We start from the raw sequence: 23,693 nt of genomic DNA, 5'->3' as shown, positions 1-23,693 counted from the left end.
CACCCGTCAACAGTGTGATGCAGCCCACTGCTAGGTTCATCGCGTGGCTCACACTGCAGACCTCGTCATCGAACGTCCCGCGGACCTCACCGCCGACTGGCTGACCACCGTGCTGGGCGCGGGAACCGTCACCCAATTCGGCTTCGACCGCATCGGCACCGGCCAGATGAGTGAGTGCTACCGCGTTTCGCTCACCTATGCCGACGCCGCGACCGCCGGGCCGGAATCGGTGGTCCTCAAGGTCGCCGCAACCGACGTCAACAGCCGCCAGACGGGATTGGCGCTCGGACTCTACGAACGCGAGGTGCGGTTCTACACCGACATCGCACCTGGACTGCCCGGTCCGGTCGCGCCCTGCTATCACGCCGCCTACAACGCCGAGACCGGTGCGTTCGACCTGCTGCTGGGCGATGCGGCGCCCGCCGTCGTCGGCGACGAGATCCGCGGCGCGACGGTCGAGCAGGCGACGCTCGCGCTGGCCGAACTCGGCCGGGTGCACGGTCCGCTGCTGGGCAACGCCACCCTCGCCGACGCCGACTGGCTCAACCGCGAGTCGCCGATGAACCAGGTGCTGCTCGGCCAGCTGTGGGCCGGCTTCGCCGACCGCTACGGGGATGCGATCGCGCCGGAGCACCGCGCGGTCTGCGAGCGGCTGGTCGCGGTGTTCGACGCCTACCTCGACGCCGAGTCCGCCGCGGACCGACCGCACGGCCTCATCCACGGCGACTACCGACTCGACAACATGCTGTTCGGCCAGGCCGGCGCCGACCGACCGTTGACCGTCGTCGACTGGCAGACCGTCACCTGGGGTCCGGCGTTCACCGACGTCGCCTATTTCCTGGGATGCGCACTGCCGGTGGAGGATCGGCGCGCACACTACGACGCGCTGCTGCGCGCCTACCACGAGGCGCTCGGCGCGCAGGCGCTGGTGGACCTCGACACCGTGCGCGACGGGGTCCGGCGCCAGAGCTTCTTCGGCGTGATGATGGCGATCGTCTCCTCGATGCTCGTCGCGCGCACCGAACGCGGCGACGAGATGTTCATGACCATGCTGCGCCGCCACTGCGAACACGTCCTCGACACCGACGCCCTCGCCGCGCTGCCCGAACCGGGCGACGACGAACCGCTGCAGCCCGCCGCCGCCGACGAGGGCTCACATCAGCCCGGCGACGAGGAGTTGTGGAACGAGAGCTGGTACTTCGACTTCGCCGACGGCGCACAGGATGTCGGCGGCTGGGTCCGGCTCGGGCTCTACCCGAACCGCAACGCCGCCTGGATCAACGCACTCGTGTGCGGACCCGGCATGCCGACCATCGGCATTGTGGACTTCGACGCCCCTCTGCCGGCCGACTACACCGAAACCACCACCGACACTGCGCATCTCGGTCTCGAACCGGTGGAACCCCTGCGCACCTACCGGGTCACCGTCCGCGGTCGTGGCGAAGCGCACGACGACCCCGCCGCACTGCTCCGAGGTGAAGCGGGCCGTCCCGTCGACCTGACCATGGATCTGACGTGGACGACCGTCGGCACGCCCTATCGGTACCGCATCACGACCCGCTACGAGATCGCCTGCACGGTCTCGGGCACGGTGACCGCCGACGGCCGCGAATACCGCTTCGACGCGGTGCCCGGACAGCGGGACCACTCGTGGGGGGTGCGCGACTGGTGGGCCATGGACTGGGTGTGGAACGCGCTGCACCTCGACGACGGCACCCATCTGCACGGGGTCGATCTGCGGATCCCCGAGATCGGGCCGATGAGCATTGGTTACGTGCAGCCGCCGGACGCCGCCCTGACCGAGACCACGCAGATGACCGCCGCGGCGACGTTCGCCGACACCGGCCTGCCGGTCACCACATCGCTGACGGTGCAACCCGGCGACCTCACCGTCGACGTCGACATCCGCGGTTTCGCGCCGGTGATGCTCACCGCCGCCGACGGCCGTGTCAGTCACTTCCCGCGGGCCTGGGCGGCGGTGACCACCGGCGACGGCCGCACCGGCATCGGCTGGGTGGAGTGGAACCGCAACATCGCCCGCTCCTGACACCGAGTGCGTGTCCGCTTCGCGACACGCCGCGAACATCCGGCAGTTTGCGCACGCTCGCGGCACGCTGACGGGCGTGCTCGTGCTGAAGTCCGCCGCCCTGTTCGTCCTCGCCGCCCTGCTCGAGATCGGCGGCGCCTGGCTGGTGTGGCAGGGGGTGCGTGAACACCGCGGCTGGATCTGGGCGGGGGCCGGGGTCATCGCGCTCGGCGCCTACGGATTCGTGGCCGCGTTTCAGCCCGACGCCCACTTCGGCCGCATCCTGGCCGCGTACGGCGGGGTGTTCGTCGCGGGGTCGCTGCTGTGGGGTGTGGTGGTCGACGGGTTCCGGCCCGACCGCTGGGACCTCACCGGTGCGCTGGTCTGCCTGGTCGGGGTGGGGCTCATCATGTACGCCCCGCGCTGAGTGGGGTTCCGACGGATATATGACGTCGCGCTCCCGGCCCGGGTGACCGCGGACCCCGTGGGTACCCGCCGGTCATGAGCGATCAGGAATTCAAGAAGGGCGACAAGGTCACCTGGCAGAGCCACGGCAGCACCGCCGAGGGCGAGGTCGTCGAGAAGATCACCTCCGAGACCGAGGCGGCGGGCCGGAAGGTCAAGGCGTCCAAGGACGAACCGCAATACCGGGTGGTCAGCGACAAGAGCGGAAACGACGCCGTGCACAAGCCAGGTGCGCTCGACAAGAAGTGACCACCACGCGTGACCCCGCTCAGCGCAGATGGGCGCTCGCATCCTCGAGGTCGTCACGGGACAGCCCCATCGGAGTTGCGCTGGGCACGATCTCCGCGGCGACCACGGCACGGGTGATCGGCGTCAGCGTCTGGAACAGCGTCTCGACCTCGTCGTCGTCGAGCGCGTCGAGGGCGGCGCACGCCAGCGCGTCGGTGGAGTCCTCGATCCGCTGTTTGAACGCGTGGCCGCCCGCGGTGAGTTCACCGGCGCCGTCGAGCAATCCGCGCTGTGCCAGACAGTCGGCGTGGTACTTCCACTGGGCGTCGTCGTAATCGCGGCTGCGCATGATCATCTCGCGCGGCACCCGGCCCGCGGCCGCGTGCAGCACGTTGCACTCACGGCCGCTCAACCCCGCCGCGGCCAGCACCGCGACGTGCCCGTCGCCGCGATGCTCGCGCAACAGGGTCGTCGCATGCCACAGGACGGCGACCGGGTCCTCCGGCCAGTCCAGTGATTTGTTCGCCGCGTACAGCGGCCTGCCGTCCACCGGGAGAGCCCGCGCGGCCTTCGCGGCCAGTGCGGCTGCGGTGCGCACCTGCTCGTCGTCACGCACACCGCATCTCTGGAGCGCGGCCACCGCCGACCGCTCCCTGGCCGCCAGCGCCGCCTCCGGCGGAGCGACCGCCCAGGCCGCGGGCAGCGCCTTGGCCACCCGTTCGGGGGCGAAGTTGTAGAAGATCGCGGTCACCACGTCGGCGGGGACCCGGCCCAGCGGTGCCGAGCGGGCGGCGAAATACCCCATCCAGAATCCGCGGTAACCGAGGCCGTCGAGGGCCGAACGGGCTTCCGGGGCGAAGTACGTGACGGCGTGCACGGGTTCGATACGGTCGAACAGGCGGCGGGCCAGTTCCGGAGCTCTACTCACATCGGGAAGTCAACCATCACCGCCGGCAGGGCCGGTGTGCAGGTCGTCACGGCCCGAACAAGAAGTCCCCCGACGGTTGTCGGGGGACTTCCTAGTATGGCGCTCAGGGCATTTCAGCCCTTGACCACCTGTGTGCCACCGGCCATCTCGTCGTGCTTGCCCTGTTTGGTCGGGCTGTTGTTGATCGTCACCGCGATCACCACGATCGCGATCACGCCGAGCAGGCCACCGATGAACGGGATGATCGGCAGCAGGGTGAACAGGTTGCGGATGGCCGACTGCGACGCCGTCGGCTTGGCCGCACCGCCCGGACCGCGCACGCTCATGCCCAGCAGCTTCTTACCCGGGGTCCAGCCCTGCGTCACCTCGAAGACGACGTAGTACAGGAACGACAGCGCACCGGTGAACAGGCCGGTGATCCAGACGTTGGACATGGCATCGACGAGGGCGAGGACCAGACCGCCGACGAGGCCGACGATGATGCCGTCGATCAGCCGGGCCAGGAAGCGCATCCCGAGGGTGCCCGGAACCTGACCGCCGAACGGTGGGGGATATCCGCCGGGTTGGCCGTACTGCGGCTGCTGCCCGTATTGCGGCTGACCGTACTGAGGTTGCTGGCCGTACTGGGGCTGGCCCGGTTGAGGGGGGTAGTCACCGGTTGTCATGGCATCCGCTCCTGCCGCGTAGTGGGTGGGAACGAATCTACCGCCGAAAGACGACGAACCGGGCGCTTCGGCGCGCCCGGTTCGACAAGATCAACGACGGTGTCAGCGCAGTCGGCGTTTGGCGTCCTTGCGGGCCTGCTTCTGGGCCTGCTTGGCCTGCTTGCGGGTGGTCTCGGCGAGTTCGTTGGCCCGTTCACGCGCCAGCAGCGCCAGTTCGGCGCTGCGTCCCTTCGCGGCGTCGGCGAGTTCGGGTGCCCGATCGCGGGCCACTTCGGCCCATTCGCTGCCGCGCTCACGAGCCACCTCGGCCAGCACCGCGCCGCGCTTGCTCGCGACGTCGGCCAGTTCCGCGCTGCGCTTGCTCGCCACTTCGGCGAATTCCGCACCGCGCTTGCTCGCGATCTCGGCGAACTCCGCGCTGCGCTTGCTCGCCACCTCGGCCAGCTCGGCACCGCGCTTGCTCGCCACTTCGGCCAGTTCGGATCCGCGCTCACGGGCGACGCCGGCCAGTTCGCGACCCCGCTCGGCGCCGACGTGCAGACCGTGGCCGAGCTTCTCGGCGAATTCGCTGTCGGCCAGCGATCCGCCTGCGGCCGCGCCGACCGGCAGCGCAGCGGTGACCTTGTGCGCCGCGCGGCGGCTGCGCCAGCCCAGCGACGGTTTGCCCTCGGTGTCGACGGCCGCGATGATCAGGCCACCGATCAGGCTGACGTCGGTGAGGAAGGCGCGGCGCTCGTCGGCTTTGCGTTCCGGATCGGTCTCGTTCCAGAACATGTGGCCGCCAAGGCTGCCCGGCACCACGCTGAACGCCAGCGCCGCGGAGGCGAGACGCGGGAGCTTGCCGGAGGCCAGCAGCAGCCCGCCGCCGATCTGTACGCCGGCGGTGATGCGGGCGACGGTCTCGGGGTTGGTGGGCACGTTGGTGCCGACCGGGTCGGGCAGTTTGCTCAGCCCTTCGATCGTCGGTTTGGCCGCATCGGCAGCCGGTTTGGGGCTCCGCAGAGCCTCCACTCCGCGCCCGATGAACACAGCAGACAACATTGGTCGCGCGATACGTCGGATAAGCATGTTCCGGGGTGTTCCCACGCTGAACTGGTCACAAACGCCCTTGATCGGCCCTACTTGTCCCGGCGCTGCCGCACCGGTAGCCAGAACCACGACGACGCCAGTGCGAGCAGGGTCACTCCTGCGGCCGTCCACGCGGCGGCGGCGCCGAGCACCGCGTCGAAGATGATCGCCGCGACTCCGGTCAGCGCCATCGCGAGCAGGAGCAGCCCGACCATCGCCAACATGTGGGACGACGCCACCAGCGCATCGAGCCGGTGCCTGCGGAACAGCACCCGGTGCATGCTCACCGGCGCCACGAGCAGCACCGTCGAGCCGATCGAGCACGCCACCGTGAGCAGGTAGACCAGCCGGGCGCCGTCGTCGAGTGCGCCGAAGCGGTCCTGGAAGGGCAGGATCAGCAGGAAGCCGGTCAGCACCTGCACACCGGTCTGCGCGACCCTCAGTTCCTGGAGCAGACTGAACCAGTTGCGGTCCAGCCGCTCGGTCTCGGTCTCGTGGCGCCCCGGATCCCATCGCTGGCGGCCCGTGCTCTCGCCGGTCATCCGACGATTCTCCCAACCCGTGGTCGCCCAGATCGGTCTTCGGCTCGAATCGTCGGCGCCTGACTAGGGTGGGTTGGGCCCGAGTCGCTGTTCTTCGAGGAGGTCACCGTGGCACTGGTCGCCGGCATCGATTCGTCGACCCAGTCGTGCAAGATCCTGGTGTGCGACGCCGACACGGGCGAGATCGTCCGCTCGGCGACCTCCCCGCATCCCGCAGGCACCGAAGTGGATCCCCGGATGTGGTGGTCGGCCCTGCAGGCCGCGGAGACCGCTGCCGGGGGCCTCGACGACGTCGGCGCGGTGTCGGTCGGCGCCCAGCAGCACGGCATGGTCTGCCTCGACTCCGCAGGCGCCGTGGTCCGGAATGCGTTGCTGTGGAACGACACCCGGTCTGCCGGGGCGGCGGCCGACCTGGTCGACGAACTCGGCGGCCCCGTCGCCTGGGCCGACCGCATCGGCGTCGTACCGGTCGCCGCGATCACCGCGGCCAAGCTCCGGTGGCTGGCGGACACCGAACCGGACAACGCCGACGCAACTGCGGCGGTGTGTCTACCTCACGACTGGTTGACGTGGCGGTTGTCCGGGTCCGACGACATCGGCGACCTGCACACCGACCGCAGCGATGCGAGCGGTACGGGTTACTTCTCCGCGCAGAGCGGTGACTACGACGACGACCTGCTCGAGTTGGCGATGCGGGGTCGCCGCCCTGCGCTGCCCACGGTCCTCGGGCCGCACGATGTCGCCGGCCGGACGGCGTCGGGCGCCCTGCTCGGTCCGGGCGCGGGGGACAACGCGGCCGCCGCGCTGGGGCTCGGTGCGGCCGCCGGCGACTGTGTCGTGTCGCTGGGGACCTCGGGTGTGGTCAGCGCGGTCGCGACCACCGCACCGCATGACCCCGACGGTCTGGTGGCCGGGTTCGCCGATGCGACGGGCCGTCAACTTCCCCTGGTGTGCACGCTCAACGGGGCGCCGGTGCTGGCGGCGACGGCGGGCATGCTGGGTGTCGAGTTCGACGAGTTCGACGGCCTGGCGCTCACGGCGCCTGCCGGTGCCGAGGGTCTCACCCTGGTGCCGTATTTCGACGGTGAGCGCTCACCCAACCTGCCGGACGCCGCGGGCGCACTGCACGGGCTGACCACCCGCAACTTCACCCAGGCCAATGTCGCGCGTGCGGCGGTGGAGGGTCTGCTGGCGTCGATGGCCTTCTGCATCGACAAGATCTCCGAACAGGGCATCGACGTGCAGCGGATCATCCTGGTCGGTGGCGGTGCGCGCTCGGAGGCCGTCCGCCGGATCGCCCCCGCCATCCTGGGCCGACCCGTCCACGTCCCGACACCGGCCGAGTACGTGGCGCTGGGGGCCGCCCGCCAGGCGGCCTGGGTGCTGAGCGGCCGGGATGCGCCGCCCGACTGGGCCTTCGGCGGGACGGCGTCCTACGAGGCGGACCCGACCCCGCACGTCAACGAGCGGTACACCGCGGCCCGGCTGCTGACGCTGGGGCAGTGATCCGCCGGTGAACACCCCTGCGCCGCACGGTCTCTGACCGGCGGCGGACGCGGGCGCGCGCAGGCCTGCACCCGCATGACACGATGGGCGGCGACGACCGCGTCACGACAGGAGACCCGCGATGGAGCCCACTTTCTCGCTCGAACTTCCCGACGATGTCGTCTCGGTGCGCGACTGGGTCCACGAGTTCGCCCGCGACGTGGTCCGGCCCGCGGCCGCCGAGTGGGACGAGCGGGAGGAGACCCCGTGGCCGATCATCGAGGAGGCCGCCAAGGTCGGGCTCTACACGCCGGAGTTGTTCGCCCAGATGGCGGGGGAGAGCAGCGGAATCGGGCTGATCACCGTGTTCGAGGAACTGTTCTGGGGTGACGCGGGTATCGCGCTGTCGATTCTGGCGACCGGCCTGGCGGCGGCGGCGCTGGCGTCGAACGGCACACCGCAGCAGATCGGCGACTGGCTGCCCGCGATGTTCGGCACACCCGGTGACACGAAGGTCGCCGCGTTCTGTTCGTCGGAGCCGGGCGCGGGGTCCGACGTCGGCGCCGTGCGTACGCGCGCGGTCTACGACGAGGCCGCCGACGAGTGGGTGCTCAACGGGACGAAGACATGGGCGACCAACGGCGGCATCGCGAACGTGCACGTGGTGGTCGCGTCGGTGTATCCGGACCTCGGCACCCGCGGGCAGGCCAGCTTCATCGTGCCGCCCGGCACGCGCGGGCTCTCGCAGGGCCAGAAGTTCAAGAAGCACGGGATCCGGGCGTCACACACCGCCGAGGTGGTGTTGGACAACGTCCGCATCCCCGGCGAGTTGGTCCTGGGCGGGCGGGAGAAGTTCGAGCAACGGATGGCACGGGCCAAGGAAGGTCAGCGCACCGCTAGTCAGGCCGCGATGGCGACGTTCGAGCGCACCCGACCGTTCGTGGGCGCGATGGCACTCGGGGTGGCCCGCGCCGCCTACGAGTACGCACTCGACTACGCCTGCCAGCGCGAGCAATTCGGCCGCAAGATCGGTGAGTTCCAGGCCGTCGCCTTCAAACTCGCCGATATGAAGGCCCGTATCGACGCGACCCGGATGCTGGTGTGGCGGGCCGGGTGGATGCACCGCAACAACAAGGCGTTCACCTCGGCCGAGGGGTCGATGGCGAAGTTGTACGCCAGCGAGACCGCGGTCTATGTCACCGACGAGGCGATCCAGATCCTCGGCGGCAACGGGTACACCCGCGACTACCCGGTGGAGCGGATGCACCGCGACGCGAAGATCTTCACGATCTTCGAGGGCACCAGCGAGATCCAGCGCCTGGTCATCGGCCGTGCACTGACCGGCCTGCCGATCCGCTGACGGTCAGTGCCGGTGCCGCACGTGGGCGGCGATGCGCAGATCGCGCATGCGTTCGAGGTGGGCGGTCATGAGTTCACTCGCCGCGGCGGCGTCGCTGTCGCGGATGGCGGCCATGATCTGCTCGTGTTCGGACAGCCCGCGCCCCACCACCTTCGGCGCCGAACTGTCCGGCCGGTAGTCGGTGAGCATGTCGTCGAGGTGGCCCAGGGTCGATTCGATGACGGCGTTGCGGGCGGCGCCGCGCAGCGCGAGATGGAACAGCCCGTTGAGTTCCGGGAAGAGCGCGGGGTCCTCCTCGTCGCGACGCAGCGTCAGCGTGTGCTCGAGTCGCTCGAGGTCGACGGCCCCGCGGCGGCGAGCGGCGAGCGCGGCGGCCTGCGCCTCCAGCGGGATCCGGGCCTCGTAGATCGCCGCGACCTCCTCGGCGGATCGCTGCCGGACGATGAAGCCGCGTTCGTGGCGTTCGATGAGCCCGTCGTGGGCCAGCCGCGCCAGCGCATCGCGCATCGGCGTGCGGGACACCCCGTAGAGCTTTCCGAGCGTGGTCTCCAAGAGCACTGTGCCAGGCTCGAATCGGCCGCCGAGCAGATCCTGTTTGACGCGCAGGTAATGCGCATCGGCGCGCGATACATGCTCGCTGTCAACGCTTTTGATCACCGTGATCTCATCCTCCCGTACGTTTGACGGCCCCGCGCGACAGCGTATACGCTCGCGTACGTGATGTGGCCTGAGCGGACCGCACCCCTCGGTGCCGAACACCTCGTGCGCCGTCGCTACGTCGATCTGCTGCTCATCAACAGCTGTCTGTGTTGTCGCTGACGTTTCCGGGTCTCTGCTGCCGTTGCCGGTAGCCGGTGCCGTTGTCTCGTTCACCACCTCAATCAGAGCTTGCGTACCCGCGTTGCCGTGCCATCCTGGCGCGCCGGGTGACACACCTCGTGCTTGAAAGGCATTGCGCCACATGACCGATTCCCGTCGTATGCACCTTGGTCTGACCATCTGGCCGACCGGGTTCCACCCCGCCGCGTGGCGGGTGCCAGGTGCTTTCAGCAACGGAAACTCCAACCCGGGCCTGCTCGCCGACGCCGCCCGCACCGCCGAACGCGGTGTCTTCGACTTCTTCTTCATCGGTGACCGCCTGGTCGGCCTGCCGTCATCGCAGTTCGCGAACCCCAACGAGGTGCTGCGGCCGGAGGCCCTGACTCTGGCGTCGTTCATCGCCGCCTCCACCACCCGCATCGGTCTGATCACAACGGTGAACACCACCTATTCGGACCCCTACAACGTCGCTCGCGCCACCGCCACCATCGACCACCTCAGCGGCGGTCGGGTCGGGTTGAACATCGTCACCGGCAAGAACGTCGAAGCCGCCCGCAACTTCGGCCGAGATCAGCACTGGGACAACGAACGTCGCTATGACTGGGCGTCGGAGTACATCCAGGTGCTGCAGCTGCTGTGGGACAGCTGGGAGGACGACGCGCGCGTCGCCGACGCCGGTACCGGCCAGTTCGTCGATCCCGGACGCGTGCACCGCATCGACTTCCGCGGCGAGTTCTTCTCCGTCGACGGTCCGCTCAACGTCGAACGGCCGGTCCAGGGCCAGCTGCCGATCGTCAACGCCGGGGCCTCCGAACGGTCCCGCGAACTCGGCGCGAAGTTCTCCGATCTGCGGTTCACCAACTCCTCGACCCTTGGACTGGAGGGTGCCCGCGCCTACTACGCCGACCTGAAGTCGCGCCTGCCGCGGTACGGACGCCGACCGCAGGACCAGCTCATCATCCCGGGTGTGGCCGTGTACGTGGAGGAGACCAAAGCTGCGGCACATCAGGCATATTCGGATCTGCAGCGTCGGCTCAACACCGGCCCCGGCGGTCGGGCGCAGCTCTCCGAGGCGCTGGGCGTGGACCTGTCCGCGGTGCCGGCGGACGCGGCGCTGGCCGATGTGGTCGACATGGCAGCGCTGGATGCCGCGGCGCGTGCGGTGGTCGACTCGGCCGCCGAACTCTACGGTCACGACCGCGCTTCGGTCGCCGAGGTCACCGCGTCCCTGCTCCGCGGCGGCATGTTCAAAGAGGCGGTCGGATCACCGGCCGAAGTTGCCGACGTGCTCGAGGAGTGGTTCACCACCGGTGCCGCCGACGGATTCATGATCTTCCCACCCCGGGTGCCCTACGGTATCGGCGCATTCGTCGACCTCGTGGTGCCCGAGTTGCAGCGGCGGGGCCTACACCGCAGGGAGTACACCGGCACGACGCTGCGCGACCACCTCGGGTTGGCGCGTCCGTCGAACCGATTCGCCGCCGAGGAGTCCCACGCTGTCGGGGTGGCGCGATGACCGCGCCGGTGTTCATCACCGCCGACGCGCTGGCGGCAAGACTGGCTGCCGGTGAGGACGTGCGCGTGCTCGAGGTCCGGCGCGACGACACCGCCGTGCCGCCCGGCCATGTTCCCGGCGCGGTTCCGGTGAGCCTCGTCGAGGATCTGGCCCGCACCGACGCGCCTGCCACGGCCGGTCGGCGCCCGTTGCCCGGTGTCGCCGAACTGCAACGCGCCGTACGCAGGTGGGGGATCACCGCCGGCACCTCGGTGGTCGTGTACGACCACGACGTCGACTTCGCGGCGGCACGGGGATGGTGGGTACTGCGCTGGGCGGGGCTCGACGATGTCCGCATCCTCGACGGTGGCTGGCCGGCCTGGGCGCGGGCCGGTCATCCGGGCGGAGACCTCGCGGGCGACGTCCCCGAGGGTGATGTGACGCTGCGGCCCGGATGTCTTCCCGAACTCGACGCTGACGGCGCCGCGCAGCTGGCGGACGCCGGTGCGTTGATCGACGCCCGCGGCGGCGACGCTTTCGAGAAGGGACATATTCCCGGGGCGCGCAACGTGAGCTCCCGTGCGACGCTCACCGACGAGGGCGCGCTGCGGGACCCCGACGCGCTGCGCCGGCTTTACGGACTGGACGCCGCCGAGGTGCCAGGACTGTACTGCGGTGGCGGGGTCGCCGGCGCCCATGCGGTCGCGGTGCTCGCACACCTCGGTGTGACCGCACCCCTCTACGTCGGGTCGTTCTCCGCCTGGAGTGCCGACCCGGTCCGGCCGGTCGGCACCGGCGGCGGGCAGCGGGTCTCATGACCGAGACCCGGGGCCGTGCCCGCACCCGGCTGTCCCGCGGGACGGCAGAGACCGACGACGCATTGACGCGGTCGGACCGGCGGGACGCCCAGCGCCTGCGGCGGATCGTGACGCTCGGCCGGATCGCGATCGCGGTGCTGTTCGTGGGCGGCTGGCAGCTGTCGTCGGAGCGGCTGATTCCCGCGTTCTACGTCTCTTCCCCCGCTGCGGTCCTCGAGCGGCTCGGCTCGCTGATCCGCACCGGTGAGCTGTGGCCACATCTGACCCAGACTCTCCTCGAGGTGGCGCTCGGACTGCTCATCGGCGTACCGCTGGGGGCGGTACTCGGGGTGGCGCTCGGCTTCTCGACAATCCTGGGCGGGTGGCTGCTGCCGTACATGATGGCGCTGTACAGCCTGCCGCGTGTTGTGCTCGCACCGCTGTTCATCATCTGGTTCGGCGTCGGACTGATCTCCAAGGTCACGATGGTCGTGACGATGGTGGTCTTCGTCGTGTTCTACAACGTCTACCAGGGCGTGCAGGAAATCGATCGGGATCTGCTGGACGTCGCGAAGTCGTTGCGCGCCAGTCGGCTTCAGACCCTGCGCTGGATCGTGGTGCCGTCGCTGGTGCCGTGGCTGATCACCGGTCTACGGCTGTCCATCGGGATCGCGCTCATCGGAGCGGTGATCGCCGAGCTGATCGCGGCGAGCCAGGGTCTCGGCTACTACATCAAATATTCGTCGAACCTGCTCGACGTCACCGGGGTGTTCGCCGGCCTGGCGGTCATCACCGTGGTCGCCATCGCGCTCGAACAACTTCTCAAACGCATCGAACGCCGCGTCGCGCCGCGCTAGGTGCTGTGCCCACCCAGAAAGGAACCCCAATGTCTTCGAGCAACTTCCGGCGTCTGACCGCCGTGCTGGCCGTCACCATCGCAGTGAGCGCGGGCTGCTCCGGCAGTGGAGGCGGCGGTGACACCGCCGCGCTGAAGGTGGGCATCGTGTGCGGTGGCATCAGCCTGGCCGCCCTGACCATCGACGAGGGCGAGATCGACGGGGTCGACGCCGAGCAGGTGTGCTTCGACAGCGGTTCGGACGCAGTGCAGGCGCTCAGCGGTGGGAGTATCGACGCCTTCATCGGGGCGGGAGAGCACGTCGTGCGCAACCGCATCAAGGGACTCGACGTGAAGGGTTACGCGGTGCTCAGCCACACCCCGCCGTACTCGTTGGTCAGCGGCAGCGAGTCACCCGTGCGGGAGGTGTCCGAACTCGCGGGCAAGACGGTCGCGGTCACCGCACCGGGCAGCCTCTCGGACACCGAACTGCAACGCGCGGCAGCCGAATCCGGCGTCGACTACGACAGCATCCGGGTGATCGGCGCCGGTACCGGCGCCACCATGCAGGCGACGATCGAAAAGGGCGGCGCCGCAGCGGGAATGGTCAGCGACCCCACGTTGACGACCATGCTCCAGTCGGGGAGGTTCCAGCTGACCTGGAAACCGGAATTCCCCTACATCGCGCTGGCGGTGATCGCGAAGCAATCCTGGGCCGACGCTCACAGAGACACCCTGGCGGCGTTCGTACAGGGCGCCCGCGCCACCCAGGAACGTTCGCTCGGTGATCTGCCCGCCGCGGTCGCCGTGGCCGAGAAGCAGGCGCCCGGGCTGGACCGGACCATCCTGGAAGAGGTCGTCGAGACCACGCTCGAACAGGCACCCGAGGGTCTGGTGGTCCCCGAGTCCACCTACGCCGACACCGTGGCGCTGCTCGAGGAGGTCGGGCAGGTGGACAAGGGCAAGGCACCCGCCTTCGGCGAGGCATTCGACTTCTCGCTGCTGGAATCGCCGTGACGGCAGTCGAATACCGCGGCACCCAGATCTCCTACCGCACCCGTACCGGGCGTCGGCTCGCCGTCGACCGCGCCGACCTCACCGTCGCCTCGGGGGAGTTCCTGGCGCTGGTGGGTCCGAGTGGGTGCGGAAAGTCGACGCTGCTCAAAGCGGCCGCCGGGCTCGTCGAACCGACCGCCGGACAGGTCCTGGTCGGCGGCGCCCCGGTCGGCGAGTCGCCGGCCAGAGTCGGCATGGTCTTCCAGAACGATGCGTTGCTGCCGTGGCGTTCGGTCATCGAGAACGTGCGTCTGCCGCTGCAGATCGACGGCGGGCGGCGCGGCGAGCAGGATGGGCGGATCGCCGAACTGCTGGACCTCGTCGGCCTGTCGGAGTTCGGCGCCTACCTACCCCGGCAGCTGTCGGGCGGCATGCGCAAACGGGTCGCCCTCGCCCGCACCCTGGCCTCGGACCCCACGGTGTTTCTGATGGACGAACCGTTCGGCCCGCTCGACGCGCTGACCCGGCGTGAGATCAGCGCAGACTTCCTGCAGCTGTGGGAACGGCTGCGCACCACCGTGATCTTCGTGACGCACGATGTCGACGAAGCGCTGCTGCTGGCCGACCGGGTGGCGGTGATGAGCCCGTCACCGGGGCGCATCGTCGAGGAGTTCGAAGTGCCGCTGCAGCGGCCGCGCGACATTCGCGAGTTGCGGTTCACCGCCGACTATCACCGCCTCTACGACGCGATCTCCGATGCGCTCGGGGTCGCGTAGCGAGGAACTCAGGAGTACGCCGGATACGGGTTGTCGCGCAGCACCCGGGCCAGATGCACGGCGTTACGGGCCGCGGATTCGGTGGTGCCGGCGACGGCCTCGGGTGTCTCGTCGAGGTCCTTGAAATCGCGGCTGCCCATCGCCTCGTCGTTCCAGTACGTGCAGCCCTGCGCCGCGATCGTGAAGCCGATGTCGTTGAGCGCCTGGAACAGGTCGGCCACGATCTTGTGGGCGCCGTCCTCGTTGCCGACGACCGCCGCGAGCGCCACCTTGCCGACTTGACGGGGCCGGCCGGCGTCGTCGGTCTCGGACAGCTCGGCGTCGAGGCGTTCGAGCACCCGCTGCGCGACACTCGACATGTGCCCCACCCAGGTGGGGGTGGCGATGACGAGGATGTCGGCGGCGACGATCTTCTCCAGGATGGCCGGCCATTCGTCACCCGGTCCCATATCGGCCTCCACGCCGGGCAGCAGATTGTGGTCGACGCAGCGCACCGACTCGCACTCGACACCGGCCTTGCGCATCGGCTCGAGGAGTTGGTCGGCGATCACGGAGCTACTCGACGGCGCCGGGCTGGGCTTGAGGCTGCACGTCAGGGCGAGCGCACGCAGGGGCCGGTTCTGTTCAGCAGTGGTCATGTCGGGCGACTACCCGCCGCAACCCCGCCAGAATCACAGCGCGGTGGCCGTCACCGGCTCGTCACGACTGCCTGTGCGACGATGCCGGAGTGAGTGAGTCACCCGCGCACTTCGAAAGCGCCGACGACGGCGCCTATCTGCCGACCCGGTTCGCCCAGAGCCACTGGGGCGAGGACCACCTCAACGGACCGGCAGTCGTCGGTCTGGCCGCGCGGGTGCTCGAGAGCGAGTACGGCCGCGACGGATTCCTGCCCACCCGGCTGACCGTCGACCTGTTCAAGGCGGCGCGCGGCGTGCCGACCACAACCAAGACCAACCTCGTTCGCGACGGCAGGCGGGTCCGGAACTCCGAATGCGAACTGGTGCAGGACGGCGTCACCGTCGCCCGCGCCACGCTGGTGCAGTACCGGCGGGCCGAGGCGCCGCGCGGCACGGAGTGGATCGCCCCGGGGGATTTCGAGGTCCCGCCCGCGGTCGATCCGTCACGGATGATCCATCTCGGCAGCGACGGGCCGGGCTGGACCAACGCGATCGTCGACCATCAGAACACCGCCCGCAAACGCACGTGGAGCCGCTCGATCCAGGTGGTCGCAGGCTCCGAGAACTCGCCGTTCGTGCGGGCGGTGGTGGCCGCCGAGGGCACCAGCCTGGTGACCAACCTGGGTACCGCGGGGGTGGGCTACATCAACGGCGACCTGACCGTCGCGCTCGCCCGCCTCCCGGTCGGCGAGTGGATCGGGGTGCAGGCCGATTCGCACTGGGTGGCCGACGGCATCTCGGTCGGCACCGCGACCCTCTACGACGGGGCCGGGGCGTTCGGTTCCGGCATGGTGACCGCGGTCAGCAATCCGGCCGCGCAGATCGACTTCGGCAACGACCCCTTTCCGTCCAGGACGCACTGACTCACACGTAGGGTTTGGCACGTGGATCTGCTGCTCGGTATCGACATCGGAACGGGGAGCACCAAGGGCGTACTCGTCGACCTGAGCGGTGCGGTGATCGCCTCGGAGACCATCGCCCACGCCATGAGCCTGCCGCGTCCGGGCTGGGCGGAGGCCGACGCGGAGAACCTGTGGTGGCGCGAGGTGTGCCAGATCAGCGCCGCCCTCATGGCGCAGCTGCCGAGCGGCGGATCGGTCGCGGGGATGGGCGTCAGCGGGGTGGGGCCGTGCCTGGTGCTCTGCGACGATCAGCTACAACCCCTGCGGCCGGCCATCCTGTACGGCATCGACACCCGCGCGACTGCTGAAATAGATTCTCTGACAGCAGAATTCGGCGAGGATAACCTGCTCGAGCGGGCGGGCACGCTGCTGTCCAGTCAGGCCGTCGGCCCGAAGATCGAATGGGTGCGCCGGCACGAGCCCGAGGTGTTCGACCGGGCCACCGGTTGGTACGGCTCGAACTCCTACATCGCCGCCAAGCTGACCGGCGAGTACGTCATCGACCATCACACCGCGAGCCAATGCGATCCGCTCTACGCCACCCGCCGATTCGACTGGAACCACGACTGGGCGCGGCGCATCTGCGCGCACCTGCCCCTGCCCCGCCTGGTGTGGCCGAGCGACGTCGTGGGCACCGTCACCGCCGAGGCGGCCGCGGCCACCGGCGTTCCGGCCGGTACCCCGGTGGTCGCAGGCACCATCGACGCGTACTCGGAGGCGTTCTCGGTGGGGGTGCGCCAACCCGGCGATCAGATGCTGATGTACGGCTCGACGATGTTCCTCGTCCAGGTCATCGACGAGTACTTCAGCGATCCGACACTGTGGACCACCACCGGAGTCGAACGCGGCAGTCTCGCACTGGCGGCCGGGACGTCGACGGCGGGCAGCCTGATCGGCTGGCTCCAGGCCACCACGGGCGGGGCGTCGTTCGACGAACTGACCGCCGAGGCCGCGGCGGTGCCACCCGGCAGCGAGGGGCTGCTGATGCTGCCGTATCTCGCCGGTGAGCGCACTCCCGTATTCGACCCGCGGGCGCGGGGCGTGGTGGTGGGACTGACGCTGCGCCACGGCCGCGGACATCTGTTTCGTGCTGCCTACGAGGGCATCTCGTTCGGTATCCGGCAGATCCTCGAGCGTTTCGACGACGCCCACTCCGCGGCCAGGACGGTGGCCGTCGGCGGCGGGCTGCGCAGCCCGGTGTGGGCGCAGGCGATCAGCGACATCACCGGGCGCCCGCAACTCGTCCCGGAACAGGCGATCGGCGCCAGCTACGGCGACGCCCTGCTCGCCGCCATCGGCACCGGGCTCGTGGACCCGGACACCGACTGGGCGCGGATGGCGCGCGAGATCGAACCGGATCCGCGCAACGGCGCGCTCTACGACGACCTGTACGGCACCTGGCTCGAGCTGTATCCGGCGACCCGCTCCCAGGTGCACCGGCTGGCGGCGGCCGACCCCGACTGAGACGTCGCCGTCGACGGCGTCTTTCGGTGCCAAAAGCCACCTGGGAACAAATCTTAGGTTAGTGTCGGTCGGCGTGACCCGTCCGATCTCGATCCGGTGTTGATGTTCACTCTCCGGTTCGACATGCGCGCACCTACGGGCGGGGCGCCGGTCACCGATCTGTATGCCGCCGCGATCGAGATGTGCGCGTGGTCCGAGACCCGCGGCGCAGTGGTCGCGGTGCTTTCCGAGCATCACGGCGCCCACGACAATCACCTGCCCGCGCCCCTGCTCCTCGCCTCCGCGATAGCGGCGCGGACGACGCAGTTGGCGATCCTCTTGGCGGCCGTACCGATCACCTTCTGGGATCCCGTTCGCCTTGCCGAAGAGATCTCTGTGCTCGACATCATCAGCAAGGGCCGGGTCTCTTACGCGTTCGGCATCGGCCACCGCGCCGAGGAGTACCGCCACTTCGGTGTCGACATGAAGACCCGCGGCGCGTTGGCCGAGGAATCGCTGGCACTGCTTCGACTGCTGTTGCGCGGGGATCCGATCGACCTCGGCGGGCGGCTGGTCCACGTGACCCCGCCGCCCATCACGCCGGGCGGGCCCCACATGGTCGTCGCCGGTGGCAGTCGGGCCGCCGCTCGACGCGCTGCTCGGCACGGCCTCGGATTCCTGTCCCAGGTCGCCTCACCGGGGCTGCGGGAGTTCTACGAAGCCGAATGCCGCGCTCACGGTTTCGAGCCCGGCGCCGTCGTGTTCCCCATCGAGGGCGCACCGACGACGGTCTTCGTCGCCGACGACGTCGATGCGGCGTGGGGTGAGTTGGGCCCGTACCTGCTCCATGACGCGGTGACGGCGGCGTCCTACCGCCACGGCGACTCGGTGGCGAGTATCTCATCCGCGCGGAGTGTGTCCGAACTCAGGGAGGCCGGCGGCCCCTACCGGATATTCACCGTCGAGGAGGCCGCCACCTACGTCCGCGACGGCAGACCGCTGCCGTTGCTGCCCCTATGCGGCGGCGTGCCGACCGACGTGGCCTGGCCCTATCTCGAGCGGGCCGCGCTGGCATCCGAGCGTGCCTGATCTACAGGAGGATTCGTGACATCACCGCTGAGGGTCGTGGTCTGGTCGACGGGCGGCGTCGGTTCGATCGCCATCGACGCGATCCGGGTCAGACCCGATCTCGAACTCGCCGGGGTGTGGGTGCACTCCGACGAGAAGGTGGGAAGGGACGCGGGCGAACTGGCCGGCGGAGGTCCGATCGGGGTGACGGCCACCAACGACGCGGATGAGCTGATCGCCTTGGCGCCCGACTGCGTGGTGTACGCCGCGAGCGGACCGCAACGCGATGCCGGCGCGGTGCCCGACTACCTGAAGTTGCTCGCAGCGGGCATCAACGTCGTATCGACGTCGTCCACCAGCCTGGTCTACCCGCCGGCCTATTACTCACCCGACTGGCGCGACCAAATGGAGGAGGCTGCGAAGGCGGGGAATGCCTCGTTCTACGCCTCCGGCATCTTCCCTGGCTTCGGCTCTGATCAACTGGCCCTGCTGCTCGCGACACAGTCGAAGAAGATCCGGTGTCTGACGGTGACGGAGGTCTCGCTCAACGACCACTATCCGGTTGCCGACGTGATGATGAACGGCATGGGGTTCGGCCGTCCGCTGGACTTCGAACCGCTGTTGAAGACGCCGGGTTTCATCGAGATAGCCTGGCGGGCACCGATTCACCTGATGGCAGCCGGTCTGGGGGTCGAGGTGGAAGAGGTTCGCGGCACCCTCGACCGCTGCGTCACCGACCGGGATATCGAGGTGGCATTCGGCACCATCGAGGCAGGCACCTGCGGCGCGGTGAGCACCAGGGCCGCGGGTGTGGTCAACGGCCGGGAAGCCATCGTCGTCGAGCACATCATCCGGATGGCACGTGATGTGGCGCCGCACTGGTTGGCATCCGAGTTCGACGCCACCTACCGCGTCGACATCGACGGCGACCCCGATATCCACTGTGCGATGAATGTGGGTGCGCCCGAGGGGCGGGCGGCGGGTCACGCCGCGATGGCGGCCACCGCGATGCGGGTCGTCAATGCAATCCCGTATGTGGTTGCGGCGCCGGCCGGCCTACTGAGCTCGCTGGATCTGCCGAACACCCTGCCGCACCACGCTTTCGACTGACGACCGCCCTAGGAGACGGCACATGACCGGAGCCAGCACGGATCTTTATTACGACCCCTTCGATTTCGACATCGACGACGATCCGTACCCGATCTGGAAGCGGATGAGGGACGAAGCCCCGCTCTACCACAACGACAAGTACGACTTCTACGCATTGAGTCGGTACGAAGACGTTGCCGACGGACTTCACGACTGGGACACCTACCGGTCCGGCCGCGGTACGACGATCGACGTCATCATGAGCGGTGTTGAGGTCCCGCCGGGGGTGATCCTGTTCGAGGACCCGCCACTGCACGACCTCCATCGGCGCGTGCTCTCCAAGGTTTTCACCCCTCGACGGATGGGGGCCATCGAGCCGCTGACCCGGCGATTCTGCGTGCGCGCCCTCGACTCCATCGCCGACGCCTCGCGTTTCGACTTCATCACCGACTTCGGGGCGCTGATCCCGATGCGGACGATCGGCTATCTACTCGGCATTCCCGAACAAGGTCAGCAGCAGATTCGCGACAACACCGATTCGGCGATCGGATTGAGGGACGGCAGTTTCCAGTCGGTGTCTGCCGCCACGTTCGAGAACGCGTATCAGCTGTTCGCGGACTACATCGAATGGCGAGCCGACCATCCGTCCGACGACCTGATGACCCAGTTGCTCAATGCGGAGATCGAGGAGAACGGCAGACTCCGACCACTGACGCGGGTCGAAGTCCTGACCTACACCAGCATGATCGCCGGCGCAGGCAACGAGACGACCACGCGGCTCATCGGGTTCATCGGTCAGCTCCTCGCCGAGCATCCCGACCAGCGCCGTGAACTCGTCGACGACTTCTCCTTGATCCCACGGGCGATCGAGGAGGTGCTGCGCTATCAGGCGCCGTCTCCGGTGCAGGCACGGCACGTCGCCCGGGACACCCGATGCCACGGGCAGCTGATCGCCGAGGGTTCGATCATGTTGCTGCTCAACGGTTCTGCCAACCGGGATGAGCGGCAGTACCCCGACGGCGAGACCTTCGACATCCACCGCACCGGGGCGCACCTGTCGTTCGGTCAGGGACTGCACTTCTGTCTCGGCTCGTCGTTGGCTCGAATGCAGGCCAGGGTCGCGCTCGAAGAGGTTCTCCTGCGCTGGACCGACTGGGAAGTCGACTATGACAACGCGGCCATGGCCCATACCTCGAGCGTGCGAGGCTGGGGGAGGCTGCCGGTGATGGTCGGCTAGCCCCGTCAGGCGGAATGCCCGGTACCCGGCTGCGGCCGGCTACGGTGCGTCCTGGCCATAGGGTCCTGCGAAGATCTGCGAAGAGGTACTGACCGGTGCCTGCGGCAGCCACGGCGCAGCCGGCGGGGGTGGCGACACCGGGAGCAGCGGTCCGGACACCGTCGGCAACGTCGCGCCCGGCGGCACCGCGCCCGGTGGCGGCGCAACACCGATCGACATGGGACTGTACGAATAGTTCAGGAAGTAGGGGTCGCCCGGGGCCGGTATGAGTTTGGCATTCTCATCACCCCACCGGGTGCCCTGCAGGAGTGTCTTCTTCAGGCGCGGATAGGTGATGTCGAAGGTGGCGAACAGGTTGATGTAGTCACCACGGGTGATCCGGTCGCCGTAATAAGGGCCGTAGGGGAAGGCCGTCGCGAAGGCCAGCGCGAGGTTGAGGTCGGGTCCGATGTCGGCGAGCGCCCCGAGAGCCGGCCCCAGATTCTCCAGATCCTTGACCAGATCATCACCGGCGTCCTCAACCAGAGCGGTTGCGGTGTCACCCAGTTTCCCGAGCTTGTCCAAAGCGGCCGTCAGCCGGGGCCGTTCGCTGATCAGCACGTCCAACGCCGGCGGAATCTCTTTGAGCGCCCGGTCGATCGTGTCGCGCTGACCGGCGAACGTGCCGGCAACGCGGTTCAACTGCTGGATCGACGCGATGATGTTCTCACGCTGCGCATCGAGGACTCCGACGAAGTTGTCGAGCCGGGTGATCAGTTGGCGGATCTCGGGTTCACGACCGGACAACGCGAGGTTGAAGTTGTGGATGATGTCGCCGATCTGTCCGAGCCCGCCGCCGTTGGCGACGACCGACAGCGACGACAACGTCCGTTCGGTGCTCGGATAGGTCGACGAGTCACTCAGGGGGATGGTGGCACCGGCTTGCAGTCGACCCTCCGGCGATTCCCCCAGCGGCGGGTTGAGCGCCAGGTGCATCGACCCGAGCAGGCTGGTCTGGCCGACCGTGGCCACCGCGTTGGCAGGCACCACGACGTCGGGTTTGACCGAGATCTGCACTTCGGCATGCCAGTCGTCGACGGTCATCTTGCGGACGCTGCCGACGACGACGTCGTCGATCAGCACCGGCGCATTCGATTCCAGCGTCGCGACATTCGCGATCTCGACCGTGTAGGACGTGGCGCCCGGCCCCGTCCCCTCGGCCCCGGGCAGCGGCAACGAGTTCACCCCCTGAAAGGAGCACCCGGTCAGCGTCAACGCAAGACAGAACCCGGTCGCCGTCACCCGCTTCCCGACACACGGCGGCCGATCATCGGAAGAGAACCCCAAATCGACCATCCTGCTCCACCTCAGCCGTCAGCCGCCCTGCAGAACCATATCTTTGGTCTTGCCGAAACACAATGACCAGACAAGCCCCTGTTGAAAGACTCCAAACTGCTGTTGCCCGAACAAAAGTTAGGCAATCTCGCATCCTGTCGAGCCGCCGCGAGCAACCGCTCCACGCCGGATGCCTAGGTGGACAGCTTCGAAGCCAGATCCAGAACCGTCACGGTGTCGGTGCCGGTCTTCTTCAGCCGCTCGGATGAGCGGAACCCGAGGTCGACGTCGGTGGCTTGAGCGCGCAGCGCCCCGACCGTGAGCTGCTCCTTCGGAATGTGGCTGAACATGTCGAACGAGTAGAGCCGCATGGCATTCAAGTGGGTGATCTTGTCGATCTCATCGTCCGGAACGCCGTTGAAATAGATCGCCAGCGTCTCGGGGGACAGGGGCCACGTCGAGTCCGAATGCGGGTAGTCGCACTCCCAGGTGACCATGTCGAGGTTGAGTTTGTGGCGGTTCTCCACGCCGAACTCGTCATCGATGAAGCACAGCGCGACCCGGTCGAGGAAGACCTCGCTAGGCATCTTGTCGCCGAAGTCCTGGTGTGTCCACGCACGATGCATTTTGTAGGTCCGGTCGATTCGCTCCAGGAAATAGGGCACCCAACCGATTCCGCCCTCGGACAGCGCGAATTTGAGATCGGGGAATCTGCGCAGCATCGGCGACCAGATGAGATCGGCGGCGGCCTGCACGATGCTCATCGGCTGGAGTGTGATCATCGTGTCCACCGGAGCATCGATCGAGGTGATGACCACACTCGATGACGAGCCGATGTGCAGATTGACCACGGTGTTGGTTTCGCTACAGGCCTGCCAGAACGGGTCCCAGTGCGGGTCGTGCAGCGACGGATAATCGATCTTGGTGGGGTTCTCGGAGAACGAGACCGCATGGCAGCCCTTCTTCGCCACCCGCCGTACCTCCTCGGCCATCAGGTTCGGATCCCAGATGGGCGGCAGCGCCTGCGGGATCATCCGGCCCGGATAGGTCCCGCACCACTCGTCGATGTTCCAGTCGTTGTAGGCGCGCAGCACGGCCAGGCCCAGGTCCTTGTCCCGGGCACGGGCGAAGTATTGACCGCAGAACTGCGGGTAGGACGGGAAGCACAACGCCGCGGCGACGCCGTTGGCGTTCATGTCGCGAATTCGCTCGTGGATGTTGTAGCAGCCTTCGCGGATCTCGGAGAGTTTGGTGGGCTCGGCGCCGTACTCGTCGGGCGGGCGTCCGGCGACAGCGTTGAGGCCCACATTGGTGGCCTCCTGACCCTCGAACACCCAGGCGTCGGTGCCATCTGCGCGCTGGATCAACTTCGGTACATCGTCCTTGTACTTGGCCGGGATGTGGCCGTCGAACATATCCGGTGGCTCGACCATGTGATCGTCGACCGACACGAGGACGAAGTCGTTCATATCCATTTC

General features: G+C 68.5%; 23 protein-coding genes. 15 read left to right on the top strand and 8 right to left on the bottom strand.

Going from position 1 to position 23,693, the window contains the following annotated elements; all coding sequences use genetic code 11:
- The first annotated feature begins 43 nt into the window (after window positions 1-43).
- The 3 genes from G6N49_RS10755 to G6N49_RS10745 all read left to right on the top strand — a co-directional run bounded on the left by G6N49_RS10755 (window position 44) and on the right by G6N49_RS10745 (window position 2,740).
- Complete coding sequence (locus G6N49_RS10755) at window positions 44-2,047, top strand: DUF7064 domain-containing protein (RefSeq protein WP_011855627.1); 2,004 nt, start codon at window positions 44-46, stop codon at window positions 2,045-2,047.
- Between the two features lie 67 nt (window positions 2,048-2,114).
- Window positions 2,115-2,453, top strand: coding sequence for a YnfA family protein (locus G6N49_RS10750; protein WP_082947949.1), 339 nt, complete (start codon window positions 2,115-2,117; stop codon window positions 2,451-2,453).
- A gap of 74 nt (window positions 2,454-2,527) precedes the next feature.
- Window positions 2,528-2,740 carry a hypervirulence associated TUDOR domain-containing protein gene (locus G6N49_RS10745; RefSeq protein ID WP_011559910.1) on the top strand — a complete coding sequence of 71 codons (213 nt, stop codon included), beginning with the start codon at window positions 2,528-2,530 and terminating at the stop codon, window positions 2,738-2,740.
- 19 nt (window positions 2,741-2,759) lie between these two features.
- Here the strand turns inward: G6N49_RS10745 and G6N49_RS10740 are convergent, their stop codons facing one another.
- From G6N49_RS10740 to G6N49_RS10725, 4 genes are all read right to left on the bottom strand, one after another.
- Window positions 2,760-3,647 carry an SCO6745 family protein gene (locus tag G6N49_RS10740; protein WP_011855629.1) on the bottom strand — a complete coding sequence of 296 codons (888 nt, stop codon included), beginning with the start codon at window positions 3,645-3,647 and terminating at the stop codon, window positions 2,760-2,762.
- Between the two features lie 113 nt (window positions 3,648-3,760).
- Window positions 3,761-4,312: an RDD family protein gene (locus G6N49_RS10735; protein WP_011559912.1), complete on the bottom strand. Its 552-nt coding sequence runs from the start codon at window positions 4,310-4,312 to the stop codon at window positions 3,761-3,763.
- Window positions 4,313-4,414: 102 nt separating this feature from the next.
- Window positions 4,415-5,380, bottom strand: coding sequence for a DoxX family protein (locus tag G6N49_RS10730; protein ID WP_011559913.1), 966 nt, complete (start codon window positions 5,378-5,380; stop codon window positions 4,415-4,417).
- Window positions 5,381-5,430: 50 nt separating this feature from the next.
- The gene (locus G6N49_RS10725; RefSeq protein WP_011559914.1) at window positions 5,431-5,922 is read right to left on the bottom strand and encodes a DUF6328 family protein; all 492 of its coding nucleotides are present in this window, start codon (window positions 5,920-5,922) and stop codon (window positions 5,431-5,433) included.
- A gap of 108 nt (window positions 5,923-6,030) precedes the next feature.
- Here G6N49_RS10725 and xylB point away from each other — a divergent pair, with 108 nt between their 5' ends.
- Together xylB and G6N49_RS10715 are read left to right on the top strand one after the other, a co-directional pair.
- On the top strand, window positions 6,031-7,428 hold the full coding sequence (gene xylB / locus G6N49_RS10720; RefSeq protein WP_011855630.1) for a xylulokinase: 1,398 nt from the start codon (window positions 6,031-6,033) through the stop codon (window positions 7,426-7,428).
- Window positions 7,429-7,549: 121 nt separating this feature from the next.
- Window positions 7,550-8,767, top strand: coding sequence for an acyl-CoA dehydrogenase family protein (locus G6N49_RS10715; protein WP_011559916.1), 1,218 nt, complete (start codon window positions 7,550-7,552; stop codon window positions 8,765-8,767).
- A gap of 3 nt (window positions 8,768-8,770) precedes the next feature.
- Here the strand turns inward: G6N49_RS10715 and G6N49_RS10710 are convergent, their stop codons facing one another.
- Window positions 8,771-9,424, bottom strand: coding sequence for a GntR family transcriptional regulator (locus tag G6N49_RS10710; protein WP_011559917.1), 654 nt, complete (start codon window positions 9,422-9,424; stop codon window positions 8,771-8,773).
- 304 nt (window positions 9,425-9,728) lie between these two features.
- Here G6N49_RS10710 and G6N49_RS10705 point away from each other — a divergent pair, with 304 nt between their 5' ends.
- The 5 genes from G6N49_RS10705 to G6N49_RS10685 are packed head-to-tail and all read left to right on the top strand — an operon-like array spanning window position 9,729 to window position 14,485.
- Window positions 9,729-11,102 carry an NtaA/DmoA family FMN-dependent monooxygenase gene (locus G6N49_RS10705; RefSeq protein WP_011855631.1) on the top strand — a complete coding sequence of 458 codons (1,374 nt, stop codon included), beginning with the start codon at window positions 9,729-9,731 and terminating at the stop codon, window positions 11,100-11,102.
- Window positions 11,099-11,899 (top strand): sulfurtransferase, encoded by an 801-nt coding sequence (locus G6N49_RS10700; protein ID WP_011855632.1) that lies wholly within the window; start codon window positions 11,099-11,101, stop codon window positions 11,897-11,899. Before G6N49_RS10705 ends, G6N49_RS10700 begins: the two co-directional genes overlap by 4 nt.
- Complete coding sequence (locus tag G6N49_RS10695; protein ID WP_011855633.1) at window positions 11,896-12,735, top strand: ABC transporter permease; 840 nt, start codon at window positions 11,896-11,898, stop codon at window positions 12,733-12,735. The genes G6N49_RS10700 and G6N49_RS10695 overlap by 4 nt, the downstream gene beginning before the upstream one ends.
- A gap of 29 nt (window positions 12,736-12,764) precedes the next feature.
- Window positions 12,765-13,730, top strand: a complete 966-nt coding sequence (locus G6N49_RS10690) for an ABC transporter substrate-binding protein (RefSeq protein WP_011855634.1) — start codon at window positions 12,765-12,767, stop codon at window positions 13,728-13,730.
- A complete protein-coding gene (locus tag G6N49_RS10685; RefSeq protein ID WP_011855635.1) occupies window positions 13,727-14,485 on the top strand; it encodes an ABC transporter ATP-binding protein in 759 nt (252 codons plus the stop codon). Before G6N49_RS10690 ends, G6N49_RS10685 begins: the two co-directional genes overlap by 4 nt.
- An 8-nt stretch (window positions 14,486-14,493) precedes the next feature.
- Here G6N49_RS10685 and G6N49_RS10680 read toward each other — a convergent pair whose 3' ends face one another.
- Window positions 14,494-15,123: a flavodoxin family protein gene (locus G6N49_RS10680; RefSeq protein ID WP_011855636.1), complete on the bottom strand. Its 630-nt coding sequence runs from the start codon at window positions 15,121-15,123 to the stop codon at window positions 14,494-14,496.
- An 89-nt stretch (window positions 15,124-15,212) separates the two neighbouring features.
- Here G6N49_RS10680 and G6N49_RS10675 point away from each other — a divergent pair, with 89 nt between their 5' ends.
- From G6N49_RS10675 to G6N49_RS10655, 5 genes are all read left to right on the top strand, one after another.
- The gene (locus G6N49_RS10675) at window positions 15,213-16,025 is read left to right on the top strand and encodes an acyl-CoA thioesterase domain-containing protein (RefSeq protein ID WP_083045355.1); all 813 of its coding nucleotides are present in this window, start codon (window positions 15,213-15,215) and stop codon (window positions 16,023-16,025) included.
- A gap of 21 nt (window positions 16,026-16,046) precedes the next feature.
- Window positions 16,047-17,528 (top strand): FGGY-family carbohydrate kinase, encoded by a 1,482-nt coding sequence (locus G6N49_RS10670; RefSeq protein WP_011855638.1) that lies wholly within the window; start codon window positions 16,047-16,049, stop codon window positions 17,526-17,528.
- A gap of 102 nt (window positions 17,529-17,630) precedes the next feature.
- Window positions 17,631-18,596 carry an LLM class flavin-dependent oxidoreductase gene (locus tag G6N49_RS10665; RefSeq protein WP_011559926.1) on the top strand — a complete coding sequence of 322 codons (966 nt, stop codon included), beginning with the start codon at window positions 17,631-17,633 and terminating at the stop codon, window positions 18,594-18,596.
- Between the two features lie 15 nt (window positions 18,597-18,611).
- Window positions 18,612-19,685: an NAD(P)H-dependent amine dehydrogenase family protein gene (locus tag G6N49_RS10660; RefSeq protein ID WP_011559927.1), complete on the top strand. Its 1,074-nt coding sequence runs from the start codon at window positions 18,612-18,614 to the stop codon at window positions 19,683-19,685.
- 22 nt (window positions 19,686-19,707) lie between these two features.
- On the top strand, window positions 19,708-20,901 hold the full coding sequence (locus tag G6N49_RS10655; RefSeq protein ID WP_011559928.1) for a cytochrome P450: 1,194 nt from the start codon (window positions 19,708-19,710) through the stop codon (window positions 20,899-20,901).
- Between the two features lie 39 nt (window positions 20,902-20,940).
- Here G6N49_RS10655 and G6N49_RS10650 read toward each other — a convergent pair whose 3' ends face one another.
- Together G6N49_RS10650 and G6N49_RS10645 are read right to left on the bottom strand one after the other, a co-directional pair.
- A complete protein-coding gene (locus G6N49_RS10650; RefSeq protein ID WP_011855639.1) occupies window positions 20,941-22,236 on the bottom strand; it encodes an MCE family protein in 1,296 nt (431 codons plus the stop codon).
- Between the two features lie 173 nt (window positions 22,237-22,409).
- Window positions 22,410-23,690, bottom strand: a complete 1,281-nt coding sequence (locus G6N49_RS10645; protein ID WP_064915834.1) for an amidohydrolase family protein — start codon at window positions 23,688-23,690, stop codon at window positions 22,410-22,412.
- Between the last annotated feature and the right edge of the window lie 3 nt (window positions 23,691-23,693).

It is taken from the genome of Mycolicibacterium monacense, from assembly GCF_010731575.1.
Lineage (GTDB): Bacteria > Actinomycetota > Actinomycetes > Mycobacteriales > Mycobacteriaceae > Mycobacterium > Mycobacterium monacense.
This window is presented reverse-complemented; position numbering and strand designations above follow the sequence as displayed.